At 47.5% G+C, this 20,013-nt stretch carries 17 protein-coding genes; 9 read left to right on the top strand and 8 right to left on the bottom strand.

Going from position 1 to position 20,013, the window contains the following annotated elements:
* Positions 1–2: 2 nt before the first annotated feature.
* Entirely contained in the window at positions 3–2,159 is a 2,157-nt protein-coding gene (gene fadB, locus CWI81_RS08850; RefSeq protein ID WP_126784932.1) for a fatty acid oxidation complex subunit alpha FadB, read from the bottom strand.
* A gap of 93 nt (positions 2,160–2,252) precedes the next feature.
* On the opposite strand from fadB, the gene CWI81_RS08845 reads away from it, so the two are divergent.
* Positions 2,253–4,262, top strand: a complete 2,010-nt coding sequence (locus tag CWI81_RS08845) for a transglycosylase SLT domain-containing protein (RefSeq protein WP_241970405.1) — start codon at positions 2,253–2,255, stop codon at positions 4,260–4,262.
* Positions 4,255–4,884, top strand: a complete 630-nt coding sequence (locus CWI81_RS08840) for a YigZ family protein (protein WP_126784931.1) — start codon at positions 4,255–4,257, stop codon at positions 4,882–4,884. Before CWI81_RS08845 ends, CWI81_RS08840 begins: the two co-directional genes overlap by 8 nt.
* Here the strand turns inward: CWI81_RS08840 and trkA are convergent.
* The 4 genes from trkA to def are packed head-to-tail and all read right to left on the bottom strand — an operon-like array spanning position 4,855 to position 9,034.
* A complete protein-coding gene (trkA, locus tag CWI81_RS08835) occupies positions 4,855–6,231 on the bottom strand; it encodes a Trk system potassium transporter TrkA (protein ID WP_126784930.1) in 1,377 nt (458 codons plus the stop codon). The two genes, CWI81_RS08840 and trkA, sit on opposite strands and share 30 nt — an antisense overlap.
* Positions 6,228–7,547, bottom strand: a complete 1,320-nt coding sequence (gene rsmB / locus CWI81_RS08830; protein ID WP_126784929.1) for a 16S rRNA (cytosine(967)-C(5))-methyltransferase RsmB — start codon at positions 7,545–7,547, stop codon at positions 6,228–6,230. Before rsmB ends, trkA begins: the two co-directional genes overlap by 4 nt.
* Positions 7,547–8,509 carry a methionyl-tRNA formyltransferase gene (fmt, locus tag CWI81_RS08825; protein ID WP_126784928.1) on the bottom strand — a complete coding sequence of 321 codons (963 nt, stop codon included), beginning with the start codon at positions 8,507–8,509 and terminating at the stop codon, positions 7,547–7,549. The genes rsmB and fmt overlap by 1 nt, the downstream gene beginning before the upstream one ends.
* Before the next feature lie 3 nt (positions 8,510–8,512).
* A complete protein-coding gene (gene def, locus CWI81_RS08820; protein WP_126784927.1) occupies positions 8,513–9,034 on the bottom strand; it encodes a peptide deformylase in 522 nt (173 codons plus the stop codon).
* 64 nt (positions 9,035–9,098) lie between these two features.
* On the opposite strand from def, the gene dprA reads away from it, so the two are divergent.
* Genes dprA through aroE form a run of 6 tightly spaced genes read left to right on the top strand, consistent with a single transcriptional unit; the run spans position 9,099 to position 13,468 of the window.
* Positions 9,099–10,139, top strand: coding sequence for a DNA-processing protein DprA (gene dprA, locus CWI81_RS08815; protein ID WP_241970404.1), 1,041 nt, complete (start codon positions 9,099–9,101; stop codon positions 10,137–10,139).
* Between the two features lie 3 nt (positions 10,140–10,142).
* Positions 10,143–10,616: a DUF494 family protein gene (locus CWI81_RS08810; RefSeq protein ID WP_126784926.1), complete on the top strand. Its 474-nt coding sequence runs from the start codon at positions 10,143–10,145 to the stop codon at positions 10,614–10,616.
* A gap of 15 nt (positions 10,617–10,631) precedes the next feature.
* Positions 10,632–11,150: a DNA topoisomerase family protein gene (locus tag CWI81_RS08805; RefSeq protein WP_126784925.1), complete on the top strand. Its 519-nt coding sequence runs from the start codon at positions 10,632–10,634 to the stop codon at positions 11,148–11,150.
* 30 nt (positions 11,151–11,180) lie between these two features.
* On the top strand, positions 11,181–11,744 hold the full coding sequence (tsaC, locus tag CWI81_RS08800) for an L-threonylcarbamoyladenylate synthase type 1 TsaC (protein WP_126784924.1): 564 nt from the start codon (positions 11,181–11,183) through the stop codon (positions 11,742–11,744).
* Positions 11,737–12,657 carry an oxygen-dependent coproporphyrinogen oxidase gene (hemF, locus tag CWI81_RS08795; protein WP_126784923.1) on the top strand — a complete coding sequence of 307 codons (921 nt, stop codon included), beginning with the start codon at positions 11,737–11,739 and terminating at the stop codon, positions 12,655–12,657. Before tsaC ends, hemF begins: the two co-directional genes overlap by 8 nt.
* Positions 12,650–13,468 carry a shikimate dehydrogenase gene (gene aroE, locus CWI81_RS08790; RefSeq protein ID WP_126784922.1) on the top strand — a complete coding sequence of 273 codons (819 nt, stop codon included), beginning with the start codon at positions 12,650–12,652 and terminating at the stop codon, positions 13,466–13,468. Before hemF ends, aroE begins: the two co-directional genes overlap by 8 nt.
* Here the strand turns inward: aroE and CWI81_RS08785 are convergent.
* Positions 13,431–15,068: a VRR-NUC domain-containing protein gene (locus tag CWI81_RS08785; protein WP_126784921.1), complete on the bottom strand. Its 1,638-nt coding sequence runs from the start codon at positions 15,066–15,068 to the stop codon at positions 13,431–13,433. The genes aroE and CWI81_RS08785 overlap by 38 nt on opposite strands.
* Positions 15,069–15,476: 408 nt before the next feature.
* On the opposite strand from CWI81_RS08785, the gene polA reads away from it, so the two are divergent.
* Positions 15,477–18,245 carry a DNA polymerase I gene (gene polA / locus CWI81_RS08780; RefSeq protein ID WP_126784920.1) on the top strand — a complete coding sequence of 923 codons (2,769 nt, stop codon included), beginning with the start codon at positions 15,477–15,479 and terminating at the stop codon, positions 18,243–18,245.
* A gap of 117 nt (positions 18,246–18,362) precedes the next feature.
* Here the strand turns inward: polA and CWI81_RS08775 are convergent, their stop codons facing one another.
* Positions 18,363–19,295 (bottom strand): DMT family transporter, encoded by a 933-nt coding sequence (locus tag CWI81_RS08775; RefSeq protein ID WP_126784919.1) that lies wholly within the window; start codon positions 19,293–19,295, stop codon positions 18,363–18,365.
* Positions 19,276–19,899: a ribosome biogenesis GTP-binding protein YihA/YsxC gene (gene yihA, locus CWI81_RS08770; RefSeq protein WP_126784918.1), complete on the bottom strand. Its 624-nt coding sequence runs from the start codon at positions 19,897–19,899 to the stop codon at positions 19,276–19,278. The genes CWI81_RS08775 and yihA overlap by 20 nt, the downstream gene beginning before the upstream one ends.
* Positions 19,900–20,013 lie beyond the last annotated feature (114 nt).

The raw sequence follows: 20,013 nt of genomic DNA, 5'->3' as shown, positions 1-20,013 counted from the left end.
CCTTACTTCGCGCTGGTTGTGTCAAAGTAAGATTTACCGGCTTTCGCCATCTCACGCATGCCATCAGTAACTTGGTAAATTTCACCAAGATGAGCGTAGTTATCAGCCAGTTGAATAAAGTTGTCCATACCCAGCGTTTCCAGGTAACGGAAAGGGCCGCCTCGGAACGGAGGGAAACCAAGACCGTATAAAAGAGCAATATCAGCTTCTGCAGCAGAGCCAACGATACCTTCCTCCAGGCAACGAACCACTTCGTTTACCATTGGGATCATGCAGCGGGCAATCACTTCGTCAGCGTCTAACTTTTTGCCTTGCTCACAGCCTAACAGCTCATATGTAGCTGGATCGGCATCCTTGGTTGGCTTCCCTTTTTTGTCAGTGCCATAAACGTAAAAGCCTTTGCCGTTTTTCTGGCCATAACGTTCGGCCGCGGCGAGCTTAGCTATTGCGCTGGACTCATCGCGCTTCATGCGGGTCGGGAAGCCGGATTCCATAACGACGGTACAATGATCAGCCGTATCGATACCGACAACATCGCTTAGGTAAGCAGGACCCATTGGCCAACCAAATTGCTTTTCCATTACCTTGTCGATGCCGACAAAATCAACGCCTTCATCTACCATACCGGCAAAGCCTGCCAGGTAAGGGAACAATACGCGGTTTACTAAGAAGCCAGGACAGTCATTAACAACGATAGGCGTTTTGCCTAGCTTCAGTGCATAGGCTACCACCGCATTGACGGTATCATCCGAGGTTTTTTCACCACGGATGATTTCAACTAACGGCATTTTGTGTACCGGGTTGAAAAAGTGCATACCGCAGAATTTTTCTGGATGCTTCAGGTTTTTCGCTAACTCAGTAATCGAAATGGTCGAGGTATTTGACGTCAGGATAGCATCATCACCAATGACACCTTCAATTTCTGCCAGTACAGAACCTTTAACTTTCGGGTTTTCAACCACCGCTTCCACGACAATGTCGACGTCTTTAACGGCGTCATTCAACAAGGTTGGTGTAATAGACGACAAGACTTTGATCATCTTCTCATTATTTACTTTACCGCGCTCAACGCCTTTTTTCAGGATCTTACCGGCTTCTTTCATGCCTAAGTCTAAAGCGTCTTGTTTGATGTCTTTCATGACTGCTGGGACGCCTTTAAGCGCTGACTGGTAAGCGATACCGCCGCCCATAATGCCTGCGCCTATAACACCGGCTGTTTTAATTTCTTTGGTTGCGGCTTTGGCGTACTTCTTCGACTTACCTTTTACTGACTGGTCTGCCAGGAAGATACCAACCTGGGCCCGACATGCGTCAGTTTGGGTGAGGTCGAAAAACGCGTTGTTTTCCGCCTTCAAGGCGCCTTCTCGATGCTCGCGGGCACCATTCTCAATCGCTTCTAACGCTTTGTGCGGGGCTGGGTAGTGTTTACCCGCTTTCGCTGCAATTAAGCCTTTAGCGGTAACCAAAGTCATCATCAACTCGGTATCGTTAGCTTTTAACGGTTCCAATTTAGGCTGACGCTTCGCTTGCCAGTCTTGCTCGCCGGCTGCAGCCGCTTTTGCCAAATTAAGCGCCGCATGAGTTAGGTTTTCTGGCTCCACTATTGCATCAATAGCGCCTACCTTAAGAGCCGCTTGGGCATTGTTGTTTTTACCGGTCGTTATCCATTCCAGCGCATTGTCCGGGCCGATAACACGGGGTAAACGCATGGTGCCACCAAAACCTGGGATAAGACCCAGTTTTACTTCTGGCAGACCAATAGTTGCTGTGGTATCCGCTACACGGTAGTCACAAGCTAGTAATGCTTCACAACCGCCACCTAGGGCGAAACCTTTAACGGCACCAACGGTTGGCACTGGCAGGTCTTCCAGTTGGTCAAATACACGCGACGCTTTTGCTACCCAGCTGCGTGTTTTTTCCTGATCAGAGAATAATGTCAGGAACTCGGTAATGTCAGCACCTACGATAAAGGTCGATTTGCTACTGGTAATAATGACGCCGCGTAAGTCGTCGGTGTTTTTTAATTTTGTCAGTGCTTCACTGAATTCTTCTAATGTTGCCTGGTCGAATTTATTAACTGAGCCCTTTGCATCAAACTGAAGTTCGGCAAATCCCGGTTCAATAAAGTCGACCCGAATGCTTTCACCTTGGTAAATCATGTTGGGTCTCCCACGACATCCATTAATTTCGAGCTATAGCTATAAAGAAACTGAATCTAAGATAGCTTTAGGTTAAGGTAAAGAGAGTTTGGCGTGAATACGCTTATTTTTCAACGGTTATTTAAACATGCGTTTGAATTAATGAAAAAACAGTCGTTTATGATTCGTTACAGTCGCTCTTTAGTGGTCAGCGTGCTGACTACAGCATTGTGCATGGCTGCGCCGGTAAAGGCTGCAGAGACATCTGCGGATACTAGAGCAGAGCAACGCGAGTTATTTTTAAAAGCAGAGTATGCCGCAAAACGAGGCCGCTTAAGTGAGTACCGGTTGTTGTTAAATCGACTCAAAGAGTATCCTTTGGCGCCTTATTTAGAGCTCGAGCGATTACAGCAAGTTGGCTATTTAGCGAACGAAGATAGAGTCCTGTCTTTTTTAGACCGATACGAGGGGACGCCTCTGGACTGGCAACTCAGACGTCAGTGGCTAACTTATCTTGCTGGGCAAGGAGAAGAGCAGCGCTTTATTCGCGATTTCCGACACCCCGGTACGTTGACGCACCGTTGCCAGTTAATAGAAGCAGAGCGCAACCGGGGGCTTGCCGATCAAGCCTTTATTAAGAAAGTCGATACTATTTGGAAGCACGGCTTTTCGGTCCCTACAGCATGCAATGCTATCTTGGCCGAGTGGGCCGAGCTTGGTGGTCGCACACCAGAAAAAATCTGGGAACGGATTGGCTTAGCAGCAGATGGCGGAAACCCAACATTAATTCCCTATTTAACCGGTTTGCTGCCTCAGGGAATACAGTACCTGGGTGAGCTTTATCATAAAGTTCGCTACTCGCCGGCAGTACTTAATTCTGATAAACCATGGCGTGGGGTCGACAGGCAAAAAGAAGCCGAGATAGCCGCTTACGGGCTAAAAAAATTAATTTGGCGAGAAGAAAATATCGGTCTTAATGCCTACGAAAAACTGAGTACTAGACTTCCTTTTTCAGCTCAGCAACGACAAGATATTGCTGAGGAATTTGCGGTTGCTTTGAGTTTAAAGGGGCACGCGGAAGCAAGAGTATGGCACCAAAGAGTTCCACCGTCCGCGCTCGATGAGCGAACTCTGCAATGGCGTCTGGCAACCTATTTAAGCGATGGTGACTTTGCCGCATTAAAAAGAGTAATAGAAAGTTTGCCTCCGGCTATTGCTAGCGGATCGCAATGGCGCTACTGGCTAGCTCGGGCGAGTGAGGAGACGGGTGACGAACTTACTGCTAATGAGCTCTATCAAAAGCTCGCTGAAGAACGTCATTATTATGGTTTTCTGGCAGCCGCTCACATTGGTCAACCGGTCAATCTTGAGCAACAGCCAATTAATGTGAGCCTGATGGAGGTTGAGGAAGTTCGACGCCATCCCAGCGCAGAACGCGCGTACGAATTTATTCAGTTAGAACGTTTTGTCGATGCCCGACGAGAGTGGAATCACCTATTGACCGAGCTTGATGGTCAACAGCATAAGGCGGCCGCATTGCTGGCCAGTCAGTGGGAGTGGCATGATCAGGCTATTTGGACACTGGCACAAATAGGCTACTTCGATGCTGTTAATATCCGCTTCCCAATGGCCTACGGAAGCTTGTTGACCCAGGCTTCAAATAAGGTTGGCATTGAGCCAGCGTGGGCAATGGCTATTACGCGGCGAGAGAGCGCGTTCCGCGCGGACGCGTATTCGGGGGCCGGTGCCCGTGGGTTAATGCAGATCCTCCCCAGCACCGCTAAACGGCTTAAAAACGACAATATTAGCTTTAAACAGCTGCATCAGCCTAAAGTGAATGTTGAGCTGGGTACTTATTATTTAAGCCAATTAAAAGACCGATTCGCCGACAATCACTTATTGGCTACTGCCTCCTACAATGCCGGTTATTATAAAGTACTCGACTGGCTTCCCGATGAGCCCACCCGTGCCGACGAGTGGATTGAGCAAGTGCCTTATTACGAAACTCGGGATTATTTAAAAGCCGTGTTGTCTTACCAGCAAATTTATTATTTGCTGCACAATAACCAAGGCAATTTGTTTGAAGCCATCGAGTCGATGATGATTCAACCAAGCTATGACTAGAGATTATTACCGCCCAGTGACATCTCTGGAATCTGAGCTTGAGGTAAAGAACAGCCGGTTTATCGCTTGTCTGGCGCCAGCCAGCAACGACCAGCAAGTGAGTGACTTTTTAAAGAAGGTACAACTTCGTTGGCCGAAAGCAAACCACTACTGCACAGCCAGTATTGTTGGCTCTCCTTATGATGATAGAGTTCTGACCTGTAGTGATGACGGCGAGCCCTCAGGAACGGCTGGGCGGCCTATGTTAATGGTGCTGCAAAATAGACCGATAGGCGAAATTACGGCTGTTGTTGTTCGCTACTTTGGCGGGGTCAAGTTAGGTACCGGGGGGTTGCAACGCGCTTATAGCCAAGCTGTATCAGATGCTTTGGAAAATCTGCAAACAGAGCTGCGGGTTTACCGTGAGACTTTCTGGGTCCGCTACCCTTATGCTGATCAGGGGGCTATCGAAGCGCTCTGGAGTAAGTTTGGTGTAAAAGTAATAACTAGTGATTTTGGAGCAGAGGTCGAACAACGCCTGGCATTAATTCCCGCACAGGCGTTAGATTTGCAAAGCAAATTAGATGCCGCTACGCAAGGGCGTGTAAAGCTTTTAGAAGAACATGGCGCTAGGCTGAAATAACCGCTCGACCTCGTCAATGTATTTTTTGTCCAGCAAAAACAGGATCACGTGGTCGTCAGACTGAATAATGGTCTCGCTATGAGCCATCAACACTTCATTACCTCGAACGACGGAGCCAATAGTCGTGCCGGGCGGCAACTTAATATCTTTGATAGCATTGCCCACCACTTTAGAAGTCTTTTCATCGCCATGAGCTATCGCTTCAATCGCTTCAGCCGCCCCCTTTCTAAGCGAATAGACATTTACTATATCGCCGCGACGGACATGGGTTAACAGTGCAGAAATGGTCGCTCGTTGTGGCGATATTGCTATATCAATTTCGCCACCCTGAACTAGGTCTACATAGGCGCTGCGCTGGATAAGTACCATTGTTTTACGGGCACCCATGCGCTTTGCGAGCATTGCCGACATAATGTTGGCTTCGTCATCGTTAGTGACGGCTATAAAGACATCTATGTCTTCGACGTGTTCTTCTTCTAACAGCTTTTGATCAGAAGCATCACCTTTAAAAATTAAGGTATGCTCTAATCGTTGTGACAGCTCTTCAGCACGTGCCTCATCTCGCTCTATTAACTTAACGCGATGATCACTCTCTAGCTGCTTGGCAAGACCTGCGCCTATATTACCGCCGCCGACAATCATTATCCGACGGTATTTTGTTTCAAGCTTCTGGAGCTCTTCCATTACCGTGCTGATGTGACGCGTGTCGGCGATGAAAAACACTTCGTCGTCTGCTTCGATAACCGTAGTACCGGTCGGCCGAATGGGTTTCCCCTGGCGATAAATTGCTGCCACACGGGTATCAATGTTTGGAATATGTTCACGCAGGTTAGAAATTGCATGGCCTACTAATTTACCGCCATAGTACGCTTTCACCGCCACCAGGCTGGCTCGTCCGCTGGCAAATTCCATTACTTGCAGTGCGCCAGGGTAATCAATCAGCTTCTTGATGTAGTTGGTGACCAACTGCTCTGGCGAAATAATAAAGTCGACCGGCGCATCGTTTTTATGGAACAGCTGGTCCCGGTAACGAATGTATTCTTCCGAGCGAATCCGGGCAATTTTGGTCGGCGTGTTGAATATGGAATAAGCAACCTGACACGCAATCATATTGGTTTCATCACTGTTAGTAACAGCGATGAGTAGGTCAGCATCATCAGCCCCCGCTCGGCGCAATGTATCGGGGTGCGCGCCGTGACCCACTATAATTTGTAGGTCATGTTTATCCTGTAGCTCTTCAAGTAACTCGGTATCGGTATCGACAACGGTAATGTCGTTGCGCTCGCCGACTAAGTTTTCCGCTAGCGTGCCTCCAACCTGGCCAACACCTAATATGATAATTTTCATTGTTGCTTCTTAAACCTTGCGTAAAAGAACCCGTCGCCACCATCTGCCGCCGGGAGAATTTGCAATGTGTCTGTCTGCTCGTTTATAGGTATCAGATTAGCATCGCTTGTTCGTTCTAGGAAGCTATCGACCTGCTGCTGGTTTTCTTTGCTAATAACAGAGCAGGTTGCGTACAGCAGCTCACCGCCGTTGGCAACTAATGGCCAAATATGGTCAAGAATTTTAGCTTGAAGCGCGACTAATGAGTCGATGTCTGATGAGCGACGTAGCCATTTAATGTCCGGGTGACGCCTAATGACCCCGGTTGCAGAGCAGGGTGCGTCTAATAATATCCGATCAAAAAGCTGTCCGTCCCACCAGGTTTCGGTGTCGACGACATCTGCACAAATGACGTTGGCGGGCTGCTCTTGGCGGGCCAAGTTTTCCTCGACTCGCACCAGCCGTCGCGGTTCAATATCGATAGCGGTCAAAGGCGTCACGAACTGATGTTGCTCAAGTAGGTGTTGTGTTTTCCCGCCAGGGGCTGCACAGCAATCTAAGACTCGGTGAGAGGGATTAGCATTTAGCAGAAAAGCCGCCATCTGTGCGGAACGGTCCTGAACCGATACAAGCCCCTGGTCAAACCCCGGCAACTGATCAACGCTAACTGCTTTATCCAGCCGCAGCGCGCTTGTGACCAAGCTGTCAGCGTTTGAATTAATACCTTTATCGTTTAATTGGTTCTGGTAGTCGGAGCGGGAAATCTTGTTTTGGTTCACACGCAACCACATAGGTGGATGCTGATTATTGGCTCGTAAAAGCTCCAACCAGTGTTCCGGGTGATCGGATTTTATAATGTCGACAAGCCAACGAGGATGATTTTGTAGTGGATCATCGGGCAGAGGGCGCTGTTCATTTTCATCGCGTTCTGGAGCTTCGCGTAGTAATTGACGTAATACACCATTGATCAGACCCGTGTGATTTTTTCGCTTAAGTCGTTTAGCCGCTTCTACGGTTGCACTTACGGCAGCATGGTCTTTTGTACGTAGTTGATACAGTTGGTAAGCGCCAACTAACAAAAGAGAGTTTAATATTTTAAACTTGCCTTTTAAGGGTTTGTCCAGCTTAGCGGCCACCAACTTGTTGAGAGCTGGCAAGAATCTTAATACACCGTAGCTAATGGCCTGCGCTAGCCGTTTGTCGCCAGCGTCCAGAGCTTTGGTTTCTGCAGGAAAAGCCGTTGATAAGCTTTCGCCTTGCTCAAGGATGCGAAAGAGTATTTTTGCCGCTGCTGCTCGGCTTTCAGCGCCAGAAGCCTGGGTCGTTTTATTTGTCATTAAGAGAGTTGTTTACCTTCGCTGAATACGGTGCCGTAACCGTTGATGATGGTTGCTATAGGCTGTGGTTTTTTACCGGGAACCTGAGCTTCAAGGATGCGTAAAACGCCTTCACCACAGGCAATATCAAGCCCCTTGGTTGAGGCTTCTACTATAGTTCCGGGAACTGCGTCGGGGTGTGTTGGCAGTACCTCGGCGGCATATACTTTTACCGTCGACTGGTTTCCTTTAAAGCCATCAATAGAGAAGAATGCAGTCGGCCAAGGGTTAAATGCCCGAACATTTCGTTCTAATTGGCCGGCATCAAGTGCCCAGTTAATTTTACCTTCTTCTTTGCTGAGCTTTTTGGCGTAAGTGGCCAAAGTCTCGTTTTGAGGTTCAGCGGTTTGTTGCATTGCCGGCAAGTCTTCTAAGACGGACAACAAAGCATTAGGACCTAGCTGTTCCAGTTTATGATACAAAGAGCTACTAGTTTCGTCGTCTGTAATGGCACACCGGTGCTCCAACAGAACCGGTCCTGTATCTAGCCCAGCCTCCATTTGCATGATAGCGACTCCTGACTCTGTGTCACCAGCCCAAATCGCCCTTTGAATGGGGGCGGCTCCACGCCAACGCGGGAGCAACGAGCCGTGTACATTGATACAACCAAGTACTGGTGTATCAAGAATAGCCTGCGGCAGAAGCAAACCATAGGCTACCACTACCATGACATCCGCATTCAGCGTTTCGAGCAGTTGTTGTTGCTCTTGGGGTTTAAGACTTTGCGGTTGAAAAACGGGCAGATCGTATTGCTCTGCTAACACCTTGACCGCCGACGGTTGTAATTTTTTACCTCGCCCGGCCGGTCGGTCGGGCTGTGTATAAACAGCAACTATCTCATGTGCAGAGCCTATCAGCGCTTGTAAGTGCCTGGCTGCAAAGTCCGGAGTCCCGGCAAAAACTACCCGCAAAGCTTGCTTCATCAGTTATGCGTCCGCCTCTAACTTTTCCTGGATACGTTGTTCTTTTTCTAGCTTCTTCCGAATGCGGTTTTGCTTTAATGGTGATAAGTAATCGACAAAAAGTTTACCGTTAAGGTGATCAATTTCGTGCTGAATACAAATCGCTAATAGCCCTTCTGCGTCCAGACTGAACTCTTCGCCGTTACGGTCAATCGCCTTCACCGTGATGTGTTCCGCGCGCTCGACTTTAGCGTAAACGTTGGGGAAAGAAAGACACCCCTCATCATTGGTAAAGTGACCCTCAGCTTTTGTAATCTCAGGGTTAATAAACACCATGGGCTCGTTCTGATCTTCACTACAGTCAGCAACGAATAGGCGACGGTGAACGTCTACTTGAGTCGCGGCCAGCCCAACACCTTGAGATTCATACATGGTTTCAAACATGTCATCGATAGTGCTACGTAGCGCGTCATCAACACCAGCTATCGGCTCTGCTACCTTGCGTAACCGCTCATCCGGATATTTTAGAACCGTTAACTTAGACATAACTTTAGCTCCTCTGCTTTTACTACCCTTAGTTTAACGCATTTATGGGGGGTAAGGACAGTCTGTGAATCAACAGGATTTATGCATTCTATTGGGGTTAAATCGTGCAAAACAAGAAGTTAAGCTGGCTGCGAAGGAACTAGCCTGTCCCGCGGAAGTGCTGGAACGATGGCAGCAATCGCTGAAACCGGTTGATAGCCGTCTGGTTAATGCATCGTTAAAGTGGCAAGAACAAGCCAATCAGGGTGTCATCAGCTATTTTGATAGAGACTATCCCGTCTTGTTAAAAACTATCTCTAATCCACCCTGGCTTTTATTTTGGCAAGGTCGGAAGGAGTTGTTAGCGGGAGCAATGGTAGCTGTTGTTGGCAGTCGTAAAGCGTCGCACAGTGGTTTGCAAATGGCTGATTGGTTGGCAAAACAGAGCGCTAACCGGGGAGTAACGGTCGTTAGTGGTTTGGCAATGGGGATCGATGCCCAAGCTCATAAAGCGGCTGTCGAGCATGGTTTAACCGTTGCGGTTCTTGGTACCGGCATCGATAAAATATACCCTCCGCGTAACCGCCAATTGCATCGTCTGATTGCTCACCAAGGATTGTTAATTTCTGAGTTTCCACCGGGAGTTGCGGCTCGAATGGATCATTTTCCGCGAAGGAACCGTATTATTAGTGGAATCAGTAAAGGAACAGTAGTGGTAGAGGCCGCAAAACGTAGCGGTTCTATTTCTACTGCGATAGCAGCAATTAGTGAGGGAAGAAACGTTGGAGCCGTTCCGGGTTCAGTGTTTGCAAAAGAGTCGGAAGGTTGTCACTGGCTACTTAAGCAAGGGGCTGAAGTGGTGACTCACCCCGACGATATACTTGCTTGGTTCGATCTCTCGAGTCCGCTACAAGCGGGGCCGATAGAGCAAGAAATGAATGACCAAGAAAGCTTGGCAAACTCATCTTTGTTCGCTAATGTGGGACTAGAACCTGCCACTATTGATCAACTGGTTAGTAGAAGTGGGCTCTCAGCTGCAGAGGTTACTGAACAATTACTATTACTTGAGTTACAAGGGGCTGTTGCGGCTGTTCCGGGCGGTTACATAAAAGTGGGGAGGCGCTAAACCATGTTTGATATCCTCATGTATTTATTCGAGAACTACATACATTCCGAGCAGGAAGTCGTGGTCGACCACGACGAGTTAACGGATGAGCTTGCACGAGCGGGGTTTCACCGTCAGGAGATCCAGAAGGCATTGGCTTGGCTAGAACGCTTAGCTGATTTGCAGGACTCAGACGGCAAGTCTTACTTGTCTTCTCAGCCATCACAATCGACGCGAGTGTTTACAGAGCAAGAAGTTGTCCGGTTAGATAGTCAATGTCGTGGCTTTTTAATTTATTTGGAAAACTTAGGCGTGTTAGACTTCGCAACACGAGAAATGGTCATTGACCGTGTGATGGAGCTGGAGACGGCTAACTTTAATCTGGACGATTTAAAGTGGGTTGTGTTGATGGTGCTGTTTAATCTGCCGGGACATGAGACTGCTTACGACCAGATGGAAGGGCTATTGTTTGAAGAGCCTGAGGGTCCATTGCACTGATTCTAAGGGAGAGTCATGCAAACGTGCCCACAGTGTGGCAAAGACCTCGTTGTAAAACACAAAGGTCAAAATAGCTTTTTAGGGTGTTCGGGCTTTCCTCAGTGTGATTTTACCCGCGGTCTGCGGGAGCAATCAGAAATTGAGCCGGAAGGACTCGATGTGCCTTGCCCGCAGTGCGGGCTGGAGTTACAACTGAAAAGTGGTCGCTATGGTTTATTTGTGGGCTGCAGCGGCTTCCCCGAGTGCGATTTTATTACCGAGCCTGATGCCACCACGGCCGAGCACGGCGTTGCCTGTCCCGAGTGCTCCAAGCATGGGCGTAACGGACAGCTTATTCAGAAAACGTCCCGCCGGGGCTCCTCATTTTTTGCCTGCGCTCAATATCCAAACTGTGATTTTTCAGTTAATTTACCGCCAGTTTCGAAAAGCTGCCCAATTTGCCAGTTCCCATTATTGTTGCGCAAAAAACAAGGTGGGTTGGTGCGCCATATTTGTCCGCAAAAAAGCTGTGAGTACAAATCGGAACCTCTATAATTGCAATACGATTCTCTGGAGTAACCTAACGTGACTACATTTGATTTAACTGCCGCTCGCGAAGCCTTATTAGAAGGGGTTATCGCTTATCCTACGGAAGCCGTATTCGGGCTTGGCTGTGACCCTACGAATGAGCAGGCGATAGAAAGAATTTTGACGTTAAAAAAGCGGCCGGCAGATAAAGGGTTAATTTTAATTGCTGCTGATTACAGTCAGTTACTGCCGTATGTTGATGATCAGGCAATAGGCCAGGATAAGCGCTTTACCGTATTCTCACATTGGCCCGGCCCGGTTACTTTGGTTCTGCCGGCCAGAGCGTCCGTATCAAAGTTATTAACCGGTGGCAGAGACACTATAGCGGTGCGAGTAACTGACTTTGAGCCGGCCCGGGAGTTATGCCGCAAACTAGGCACTGCTTTAGTTTCAACCAGTGCTAATCCGGCAGGTGAAGAGCCTGCCCGCACAGCCGAACAGGTGCGTAATTATTTTGCTGACCAATTGAACTGGATATTTGATGCGCCCACCGGCGGAGCAACCTCACCCACTAGAATAATTGATCCGCTTTCGAAAAAGGTAGTTAGAGATAATGAATGAACAGTACCTGAAACCGGTTATTGCCTATTTAACAGGACTACAGGACAGCATTTGTGCCCGTATTGAAGCAATTGATGGGTGCAGTTTTAAACAGGATGAATGGCAGCGCGAGCAAGGAGGCGGTGGTCGTTCTCGAGTGTTAAAGCAGGGTAATATATTTGAGCAAGCAGGAGTTGGCTTCTCGCACGTGCACGGCGAACAGCTACCCAAAAGCGCTACGGCTCATCGTCCGGAGCTTGAGGGGCGAGACTTTAACGCTTGCGGTGTATCGCTGGTGTTTCACCCTAATAATCCGCACGTCCCGACGGTACATATGAATGTTCGCTTTTTTATTGCTGAGAAGGAAGGCGAAGAGCCGGTTTGGTGGTTTGGTGGAGGCTTTGACTTAACGCCATTCTACGCGGTTGAAGAGGACATCATTGACTGGCATAAAAAGGCAAAAAACACGCTGGATCAGTTAGATGAGTCTTTATACCCGAAATATAAAACTTGGTGCGATGATTATTTTTACTTAAAGCATCGGAATGAGGCCAGGGGTGTAGGGGGCATATTTTTTGATGACCTTAACGATCGGTCGTTTGAAGATGCCTTTGCAGTGATTCAGGCTGTTGGCGATGCCTTTTGCGATGCTTATTGTCCGATTGTCGAGAAACGAAAAGATGAGCCTTATACCGAGCAACAACGTGATTTCCAACTCTATCGTCGCGGACGTTATGTTGAATTTAACTTAGTTTGGGACCGCGGAACATTATTCGGCTTGCAGACTGGTGGCAGAACCGAGTCCATTTTAATGTCTATGCCACCGTTGGTGCGTTGGGAATATGACTGGCAGCCGACTCCTGACTCGGCTGAGGCACAACTAACAGAGTATTTTTTAATTCCACAAGATTGGGCGTCGAAGAGTAATGACTAAGCATTTTTGCGTTTTTGGAAACCCTATAGCTCATAGTTACTCTCCGTTTATTCATGAATTATTCGCGAACCAATTTGGCCATGCGTTAAGCTACCGACGTCAGTTAGCAACTGAGTACAACTTTGCATCCACAGTAGCTCGGTTGTTTAGACAAAACTTAACGGGAGCTAACGTTACTCTACCCTTTAAGCAACAGGCTTTTAGATTGGCGAATACGGTTACTCCTGAAGCCAGGGATGCTGGCGCTGTTAATACTTTGGTTGCCACTGCAGCACATGGTCTATTGGGCGCTAATACGGATGGGCTAGGCTTGCTTTATGACTTGAAACGATTAAACGTTGATCTGTCTGGTAAACGGGTATTGCTCATTGGTGCCGGAGGTGCTGCCCGGGGTGTACTAAGGAATCTGTTGGATGAGAAGCCCGAAGTAATCTGGCTATATAATCGCAGTCCGGCCAAGGCTGAGGCACTGGCTGCCGGGCGTAGTCGGATAAAAGCAGTGACCCATTGGCAACCGGTTACGGGAGTTGAGCTGGTTATTAATGCCACAAGCGCTTCGCTGAACGGTGATTTGCCGGCGGTTCCAGATAGTTTGTTAGCCTCATCAGCTGTAATATACGACATGATGTACGCGGCAACGGCAACGCCTTTTATTCGGCATGTGCAGAAGATCGCTGAACCAGCATGTTATGACGGACTAGGCATGTTAGTCGGGCAGGCGGCCGAGAGTTATAGGCTTTGGTGGAATTGTGAGCTACCTCAAATAGACCCTGTTATTCAGCAGGTTCGTCAGCAGCTTGCTGCACAGTAACTAATTTTATTGGCACGCCAAGTGATTGCAGATAAGCCAGCCAGCGGGATTGGTTAGCGCGTATAGTATCGCCGGGACCTTTAACTTCAACTAATAGTAGTCTTTCACCATTGTCTTTTTGTAACCATAAGTCAGGAAAACCACTGCGATTGTTTTTTATGTCAAAAGCGATGCGTTCGAATATCTGCGCCCATACCTCGCCTGGTAAATAACTAAACCAGCGAATTGCACAATCGGTTAATTTTAATTTCCACGGAATAAATGGATTGTTTAGGCCTTCCTTCTCGATAACAGTTTGTTTAATTTTATCAAGTACTTGTTCGGGCGCCGTTCTAATGCGGTGAATTTGTTGATCAATTAAGTTTTTCCGGTTTTGATAAAACTCTTGTGAGGTTAGATCACGCGGGCCGTGTTGAAAGGGGTGAACAAAGGCGCCATCAATATCTGCAAAAATAATATCCCAAAAGCACAAGCCGAACAGTATCTGCGGTATCAAGTTTTCGCAATGCTCGCCCACCCAGCCACTTTTACGGTACTCATTAAGGACTGCCTGCTCAACCTGACGAGGTGCAAATGATAGTGACTTTTGGCTTTTTGGAAGCATTTCGAAGTCGCTTTGAGCATCAGTGTTGAACCAACGAGCCAGCAGTTTTTTGGCAGTCGCCAATTCCGGTTCATCCCATGGGTAGGCTTGCATTTGTTCAAGCAAGTGGCGGGCTTGCGCAAGTTCGCCCTGTTTCTTTAACAGTCTTACCTGTCGTTCCCGTGAGGGCGAACGCCTTGATAAGGCGTATACTTCCATCGCAACATCGTTGTTTGCAGCTCGCTCGGCGTCGCGACCAATCTTATTGAGAAAACGACTGAATTTACCCACGTGATGCGTCGGTATGTTTGCTGAAAAGTTTTTTAATCGCAACTGGCGGGCAAATTCAACGCGGAACTCAGGAGATTCTAGCTCCTTATACTCCTTTTGCCACTGTTCAAGCTTTAACACCAATTGAAAGTCATCCAAATTGCGGAAAACTCCCTGAGGACGAATTTTATAATTTTCATAGGAGCGATGTCCCAGCGCTGTAACGACAAACTCAGATAGTTGTTGTCTTGAATTACCGAAAAACAACAGGGCTAGCTGGCTAAATAGTTCTTTCTTTTCAAGCTGCAAAATAGCAACTGGCGGTTCCACGTTGTGGGTCATTATTAAATCGACTAAAGTGCGTTTAGCTGCAGTGCTACGGACCGATATCTGAAGTGCTTTTGCGAGCTCCAGAAGCTCGCTCTTGACCAGTTTGTCCAGCCATTCAGCTTGGCTTGCTGAGTCGGCAAAGGTTAACCAATGCTGGTCTTCTAGCTCTTCAACTGCTGCGGCAATATCAATCTCTGGGTAACTTAACTTATCGCTCCGGAAATAGTGGCCTTTACGGGAATATAATCTCAGCCACAGCTTTTGAGCATTGCCGGATAGTTGGCCGTAATCTTGTAATGCTACGGCTAACGATGGGCTGATTAAGTTGTCGTGATAGGTTGTTACCCACTGTTGTACTAACTTAAAGTTTTTCCAATAGTAAACGGGGTCATCGACGTCTGCTGCTTTCCAATACATTGATTTCCTAAAGAAAGTTGGGCTTGCTTATAAAGAGCCGGAAAAAGGATTACAAAATGGTCTAAGAAAATAGCATATAGCAGTAGACCAATGTCGAGTTTGTGGTAATCTGTTTGGCCGGTTAGCTAGTAATGCAGAGTTGCCAAGCGAAGCCTGAAAATAAGTTTCCACAGCGAAACCAGTATTATAATAAGATGGGCAGTATGGGATGCCCGCAGTAATAAAAACCCTCATTATCAATAACTTAGAGATGCCACCCACACGGCAAAGAGTAACTCTTTCGCTGTGGAATTAACTATTATCAACAGACTTATCCACAACTTACAAACAGCGAGTTGCTAGCGTTAAAGACCGACCTATGGCATCCTTTATGCTATATCTAAGTACCTCAGTTAAGGTTTAACTCTCATGACCAAAAGTGTACCGGAGAACCCGTTTATCTTAGTGGACGGTTCCTCGTATTTGTTTCGCGCATTCCACGCTCCCCCTCACTTAACAAACTCTAAGGGAGAACCTACCGGCGCTATTTACGGAGTCGTCAACATGCTCCGTAGCTTGCTAAAGCGCTATAAGCCAGAAAATATGGCGGTGGTCTTTGACGCGAAAGGTAAAACTTTTCGGAGTGATATTTACTCGGATTATAAGGCAAACCGGCCGCCGATGCCGGATGACTTAAGAACCCAAATCGAGCCATTGCATGAAATTGTTAAAGCAATGGGCTTACCGTTGTTGTGCATTGACGGAGTGGAAGCAGACGATGTGATTGGTACGTTAGCCAGTCAAGCCAGTCAGGAAGGCCGTTTTACTTTGATTAGCACTGGCGATAAAGATATGGCGCAGTTGGTCAATGAGCACGTTATGCTAATTAACACGATGACGGATACGTTGCTCGATGAAGAAGGCGTAAAAGAAAAGTTTGGAGTTAGCCCTGAGCAGATTATTGATTATCTGGCATTGATGGGAGACAGCTCTGATAACATTCCTGGGTTGCCAAAAGTTGGTAATAAAACGGCACAGGCCTTGCTGCAAGGGATTCCTTCGATTGAGGCGATTTATGAGGACATCAACGCAGTAGCTTCGCTGGAATTTAGGGGCGCGAAGACTATGCCGAAAAAGCTCGAAGAGTACCGTGAGCAGCTGTTGATGTCGCAAGAGTTGGCGACTATTAAGTGTGATGTTGAGCTTGATTTTAATCCGCAGCAGTTGTCTATTTCTTCCGCAGACAATGATCAATTAGCTGAACTGTACGGTCGTTGTGAGTTTCGCCGTTGGTTGGAAGAGCTACTTGAAAAAGGCGCGGCTACAGATCAAGCGCTGGGGCTAGAGGAGCCAGCCGACGAACCCGGCACTGCGGTTGTCCGAGATGCTTACCGCGTGCTGTTTACAGAAAACGAGGTTGGTGAGTACTTACAGAAAGTTAAGAGCGCTGAGTACTTTGCATTTGATACGGAAACAACAAGCCTTAATTATATTGACGCTGAGCTAGTCGGGGTCAGTTTGTCGACTGAGCCGGGCGAAGGCGTTTATATTCCGGTTGCACACGACTATATGGATGCACCAGAACAGGTATCCAGAGACTGGTTACTTGAACAATTAGGACCACTACTTGAGAGTGAAAAGCCGGGCAAGGTGGGGCAGAACTTAAAGTATGATGCGCACATCTTGCGGCGCTATGGTATCCGTCTTGCGGGCATAAAAAACGATACCATGTTGGCTTCTTATGTGTTCAATAGTGTCGGCTCTCGGCATGATATGGATACTTTGAGTTTGCAGTACTTGAACCACAAGCCGATTAAGTTTCAGGATATTGCCGGTAAAGGGGCTAAGCAGCTAACCTTTAATCAAATTGCCTTAGAAGAGGCTGGCCCCTATGCCGCGGAAGATGCCGACGTTACTCTGCGGTTGCATGAAATTTTATGGGAAAAAATCAAAACAACCAGTGATGAACTGTTAACCGTACTAACCGAGATTGAAGTACCTTTAATTCCGGTGTTAACTGATATGGAACAGTACGGCGTTAGAGTTGATGCGGATATGCTGGCTAAACAAAGCCACGAAATAGCCGATCTACTGGTTCAGTATGAGCGTGAAGCATTTGATATTGCCGGCGAAGAGTTTAATCTCGGTTCTCCTAAACAGCTTCAGCAAATCTTATTTGAAAAGCTCGAATTACCGGTAATAAAGAAAACTCCGAAAGGAGCACCGTCTACCGCTGAAGATGTTTTACATGAGCTGGCGCACGATTACCCACTGCCGGACGTGATTCTAAAGCATCGTAGTTTGTCTAAGTTAAAATCAACCTACACCGATAAGCTACCCAGAATGATTAACCCGACTACTGGGCGAGTACACACCTCTTATCAACAGGCCGTAGCAGCAACCGGCAGGCTGTCATCTACCGAACCCAACTTGCAAAACATTCCGATTCGAACAGCAGAAGGCCGCCGTGTAAGGCAAGCGTTTGTGCCGGAACCCGGTTACAAGATAGTGGCTATTGACTACAGCCAGATTGAGTTACGGATAATGGCTCATTTATCGCAAGATAAAGCATTACTAACGGCCTTTGCGGAGGGCAAGGACATTCACCGGGCGACTGCAGCAGAAGTATTTGGATGCGCGCTTGATGAAGTGAGCAATGAGCAGCGGCGGCGAGCTAAGGCGGTGAACTTTGGACTGATTTATGGGATGTCGGCGTTCGGTCTTGCCCGTCAATTGGACATCCCCCGGCACGAAGCTCAGCATTATATGGATAAATATTTTGAGCGCTTTCCTGGTGTACTTAATTATATGGAAGATACCCGGGAAAAGGCGAAAAAGCAGGGGTATGTTAAAACGCTGTTTGGCCGTCGACTGCCTTTACCTGAAATTAAAGCGTCTAATGGTGCTCGCCGTAAAGGGGCTGAGCGGGCCGCTATTAACGCACCAATGCAAGGAACCGCCGCGGACATTATCAAACGCGCGATGATCTTGGTTGATGGCTGGATCGAAGAGCAACAATGCCAGCAGGATGTGCGCATGTTAATGCAGGTGCATGATGAATTGGTGTTCGAAATTAAAGAGTCGAAGCTAAATGACTATATGCCGGCACTGGCTAAGGTTATGGAAAAAGCCGCAAGCCTTGATGTGCCATTGGTTGCAGAGGCCGGAAAGGGAGACAACTGGGATCAAGCTCACTAATGTTAAAAAAAACATGAACTTTTTTTAACCACCCCGGTCGGAGTATGTGAGGGCAATAATTAAGCTAGTGCTTAAGCTCTCAGAATTTGTTCTCCCTGGATTATATTTTCGCCCGGCTCATTGAGTCGGGCTTTTTTCTTTTCTGGGGATACCCGCAAGTCCGCTTCTTCCTTTTCGATTCGCAAACCAAACACCGACAAGAATGGCCAGCATACCGACGCCGTGTTGAAGCCAAAAAGGTTCGCCGTCGAGAATTCCTAACAACATTGCGACCACGGGGATTAAATAGGTCACTGAACTGGTAAATACGGTGTTGGTTAGTTGCACCACATGATTAAAGATAACCAGCGCGCCGGCTGTACCAACAATGCCAAGGGCAAGTACTGATATTAGTGAGAGTAGGGCGTCAGGTTGCTGAACTTGCTGAATAAAATCAGTGCCGACAAACAAATAAAACGTGGCTGGGATACTAGCCATCAAAAGTGACACGCCGGTTATTGTCAAAGGGCTAAGATCAGATATCTTATGCTTAATAAGGTTTAAATTCAGGCCATAGCAAACTGTCGCCACTAGCACCAGTAAAGCATAGGCGTTGAATGTCCAGGTACCGTTGGCTCCTGCTGTCATTAGCAGGATGGTGCCGAACAAGCCGATAAGCACGCCTATTACCTGCGCGACTTTAGCTTGTTGGTGGAATAATAAGACGCTGATGATCAAAGTTGAGATTGGAGTCAGGGCGTTCAATACCCCGGTAATACCACTTTCTAGTTGAGTTTGTGCAATCGAAAACATAAAGGCGGGTATCAGGCTACCGACCAAACCCACACTGGCCAGCTTTGCCCAGTGCTTGGCTGTAATCCGATGCAGTCGTTTAGCAACTAACGGGGCCAGTACTAATCCCGCTGACGATATTCTTAATGCGCCGACCTCCATCGCCCCGAATGCGATTAAGCCTTTTTTTATCAATAGAAACGAACTACCCCAAATGAGTGCTAACAGCCCTAACAACAACCAGGCTTTTAGAGGCGGGTTATTGTGCGTCTGAGTCATTGTTAAACCACTGGTTTAATACATTTTCGACGTTGTCGACACCAAACCGCTTTAGTGACGAGAACGCTTCTACTGTAACATCACCGTTAAAGGCAATCGCCGCCTGACGGGCTTTAAGCACCATATTCATTCGGGCACCTTGCTTCAGTTTATCGGCTTTGGTGAGTAACGCTAAAACCGGAATTTCACAGCTAACGGCCCAGTAAATAAGTTCCTGATCGGTTTCTTTAAAGGGATGTCTTATATCCATTAATACCACCAACCCCTTTAATGAGTCTCTTCTTTGCAGATACTCAGACAACGACTGTTGCCATTTTTCTTTAACGGCCAACGGAACTTTAGCAAAGCCATAGCCGGGTAAATCAATAAGTCGTTGTCCACTATCTAATTCGAAGACATTGATTAACTGAGTACGTCCCGGCGTTTTACTGGTTCGGGCTAGTGAGTTTTGACGTGTAAGTGTGTTTAACGCACTAGACTTGCCGGCATTAGAGCGCCCTGCAAAGGCTATTTCAATGCCGGTGTCATCAGGTAACTTGCTGATATCCGGGGCGCTGGTAATAAATTTAGCGGTTTGGTAGTTAATTGGTTTACTATCCGGCACGGTGCAAGATTCACTCTATTGTTGGGAATGGCGTATTCGAACCTCCATTATGACGGATTACAACCCATCAGCCAATGATCAAATCGGTATTGAATGTGTTTTAATCATTTAATC

This window comes from Idiomarina seosinensis (genome assembly GCF_003987275.1).
Taxonomy (GTDB): Bacteria; Pseudomonadota; Gammaproteobacteria; order Enterobacterales; family Alteromonadaceae; genus Idiomarina; species Idiomarina seosinensis.
Note: the sequence above shows the minus strand (reverse complement) of the source record. Positions and strands in the feature narration are given on the sequence as shown.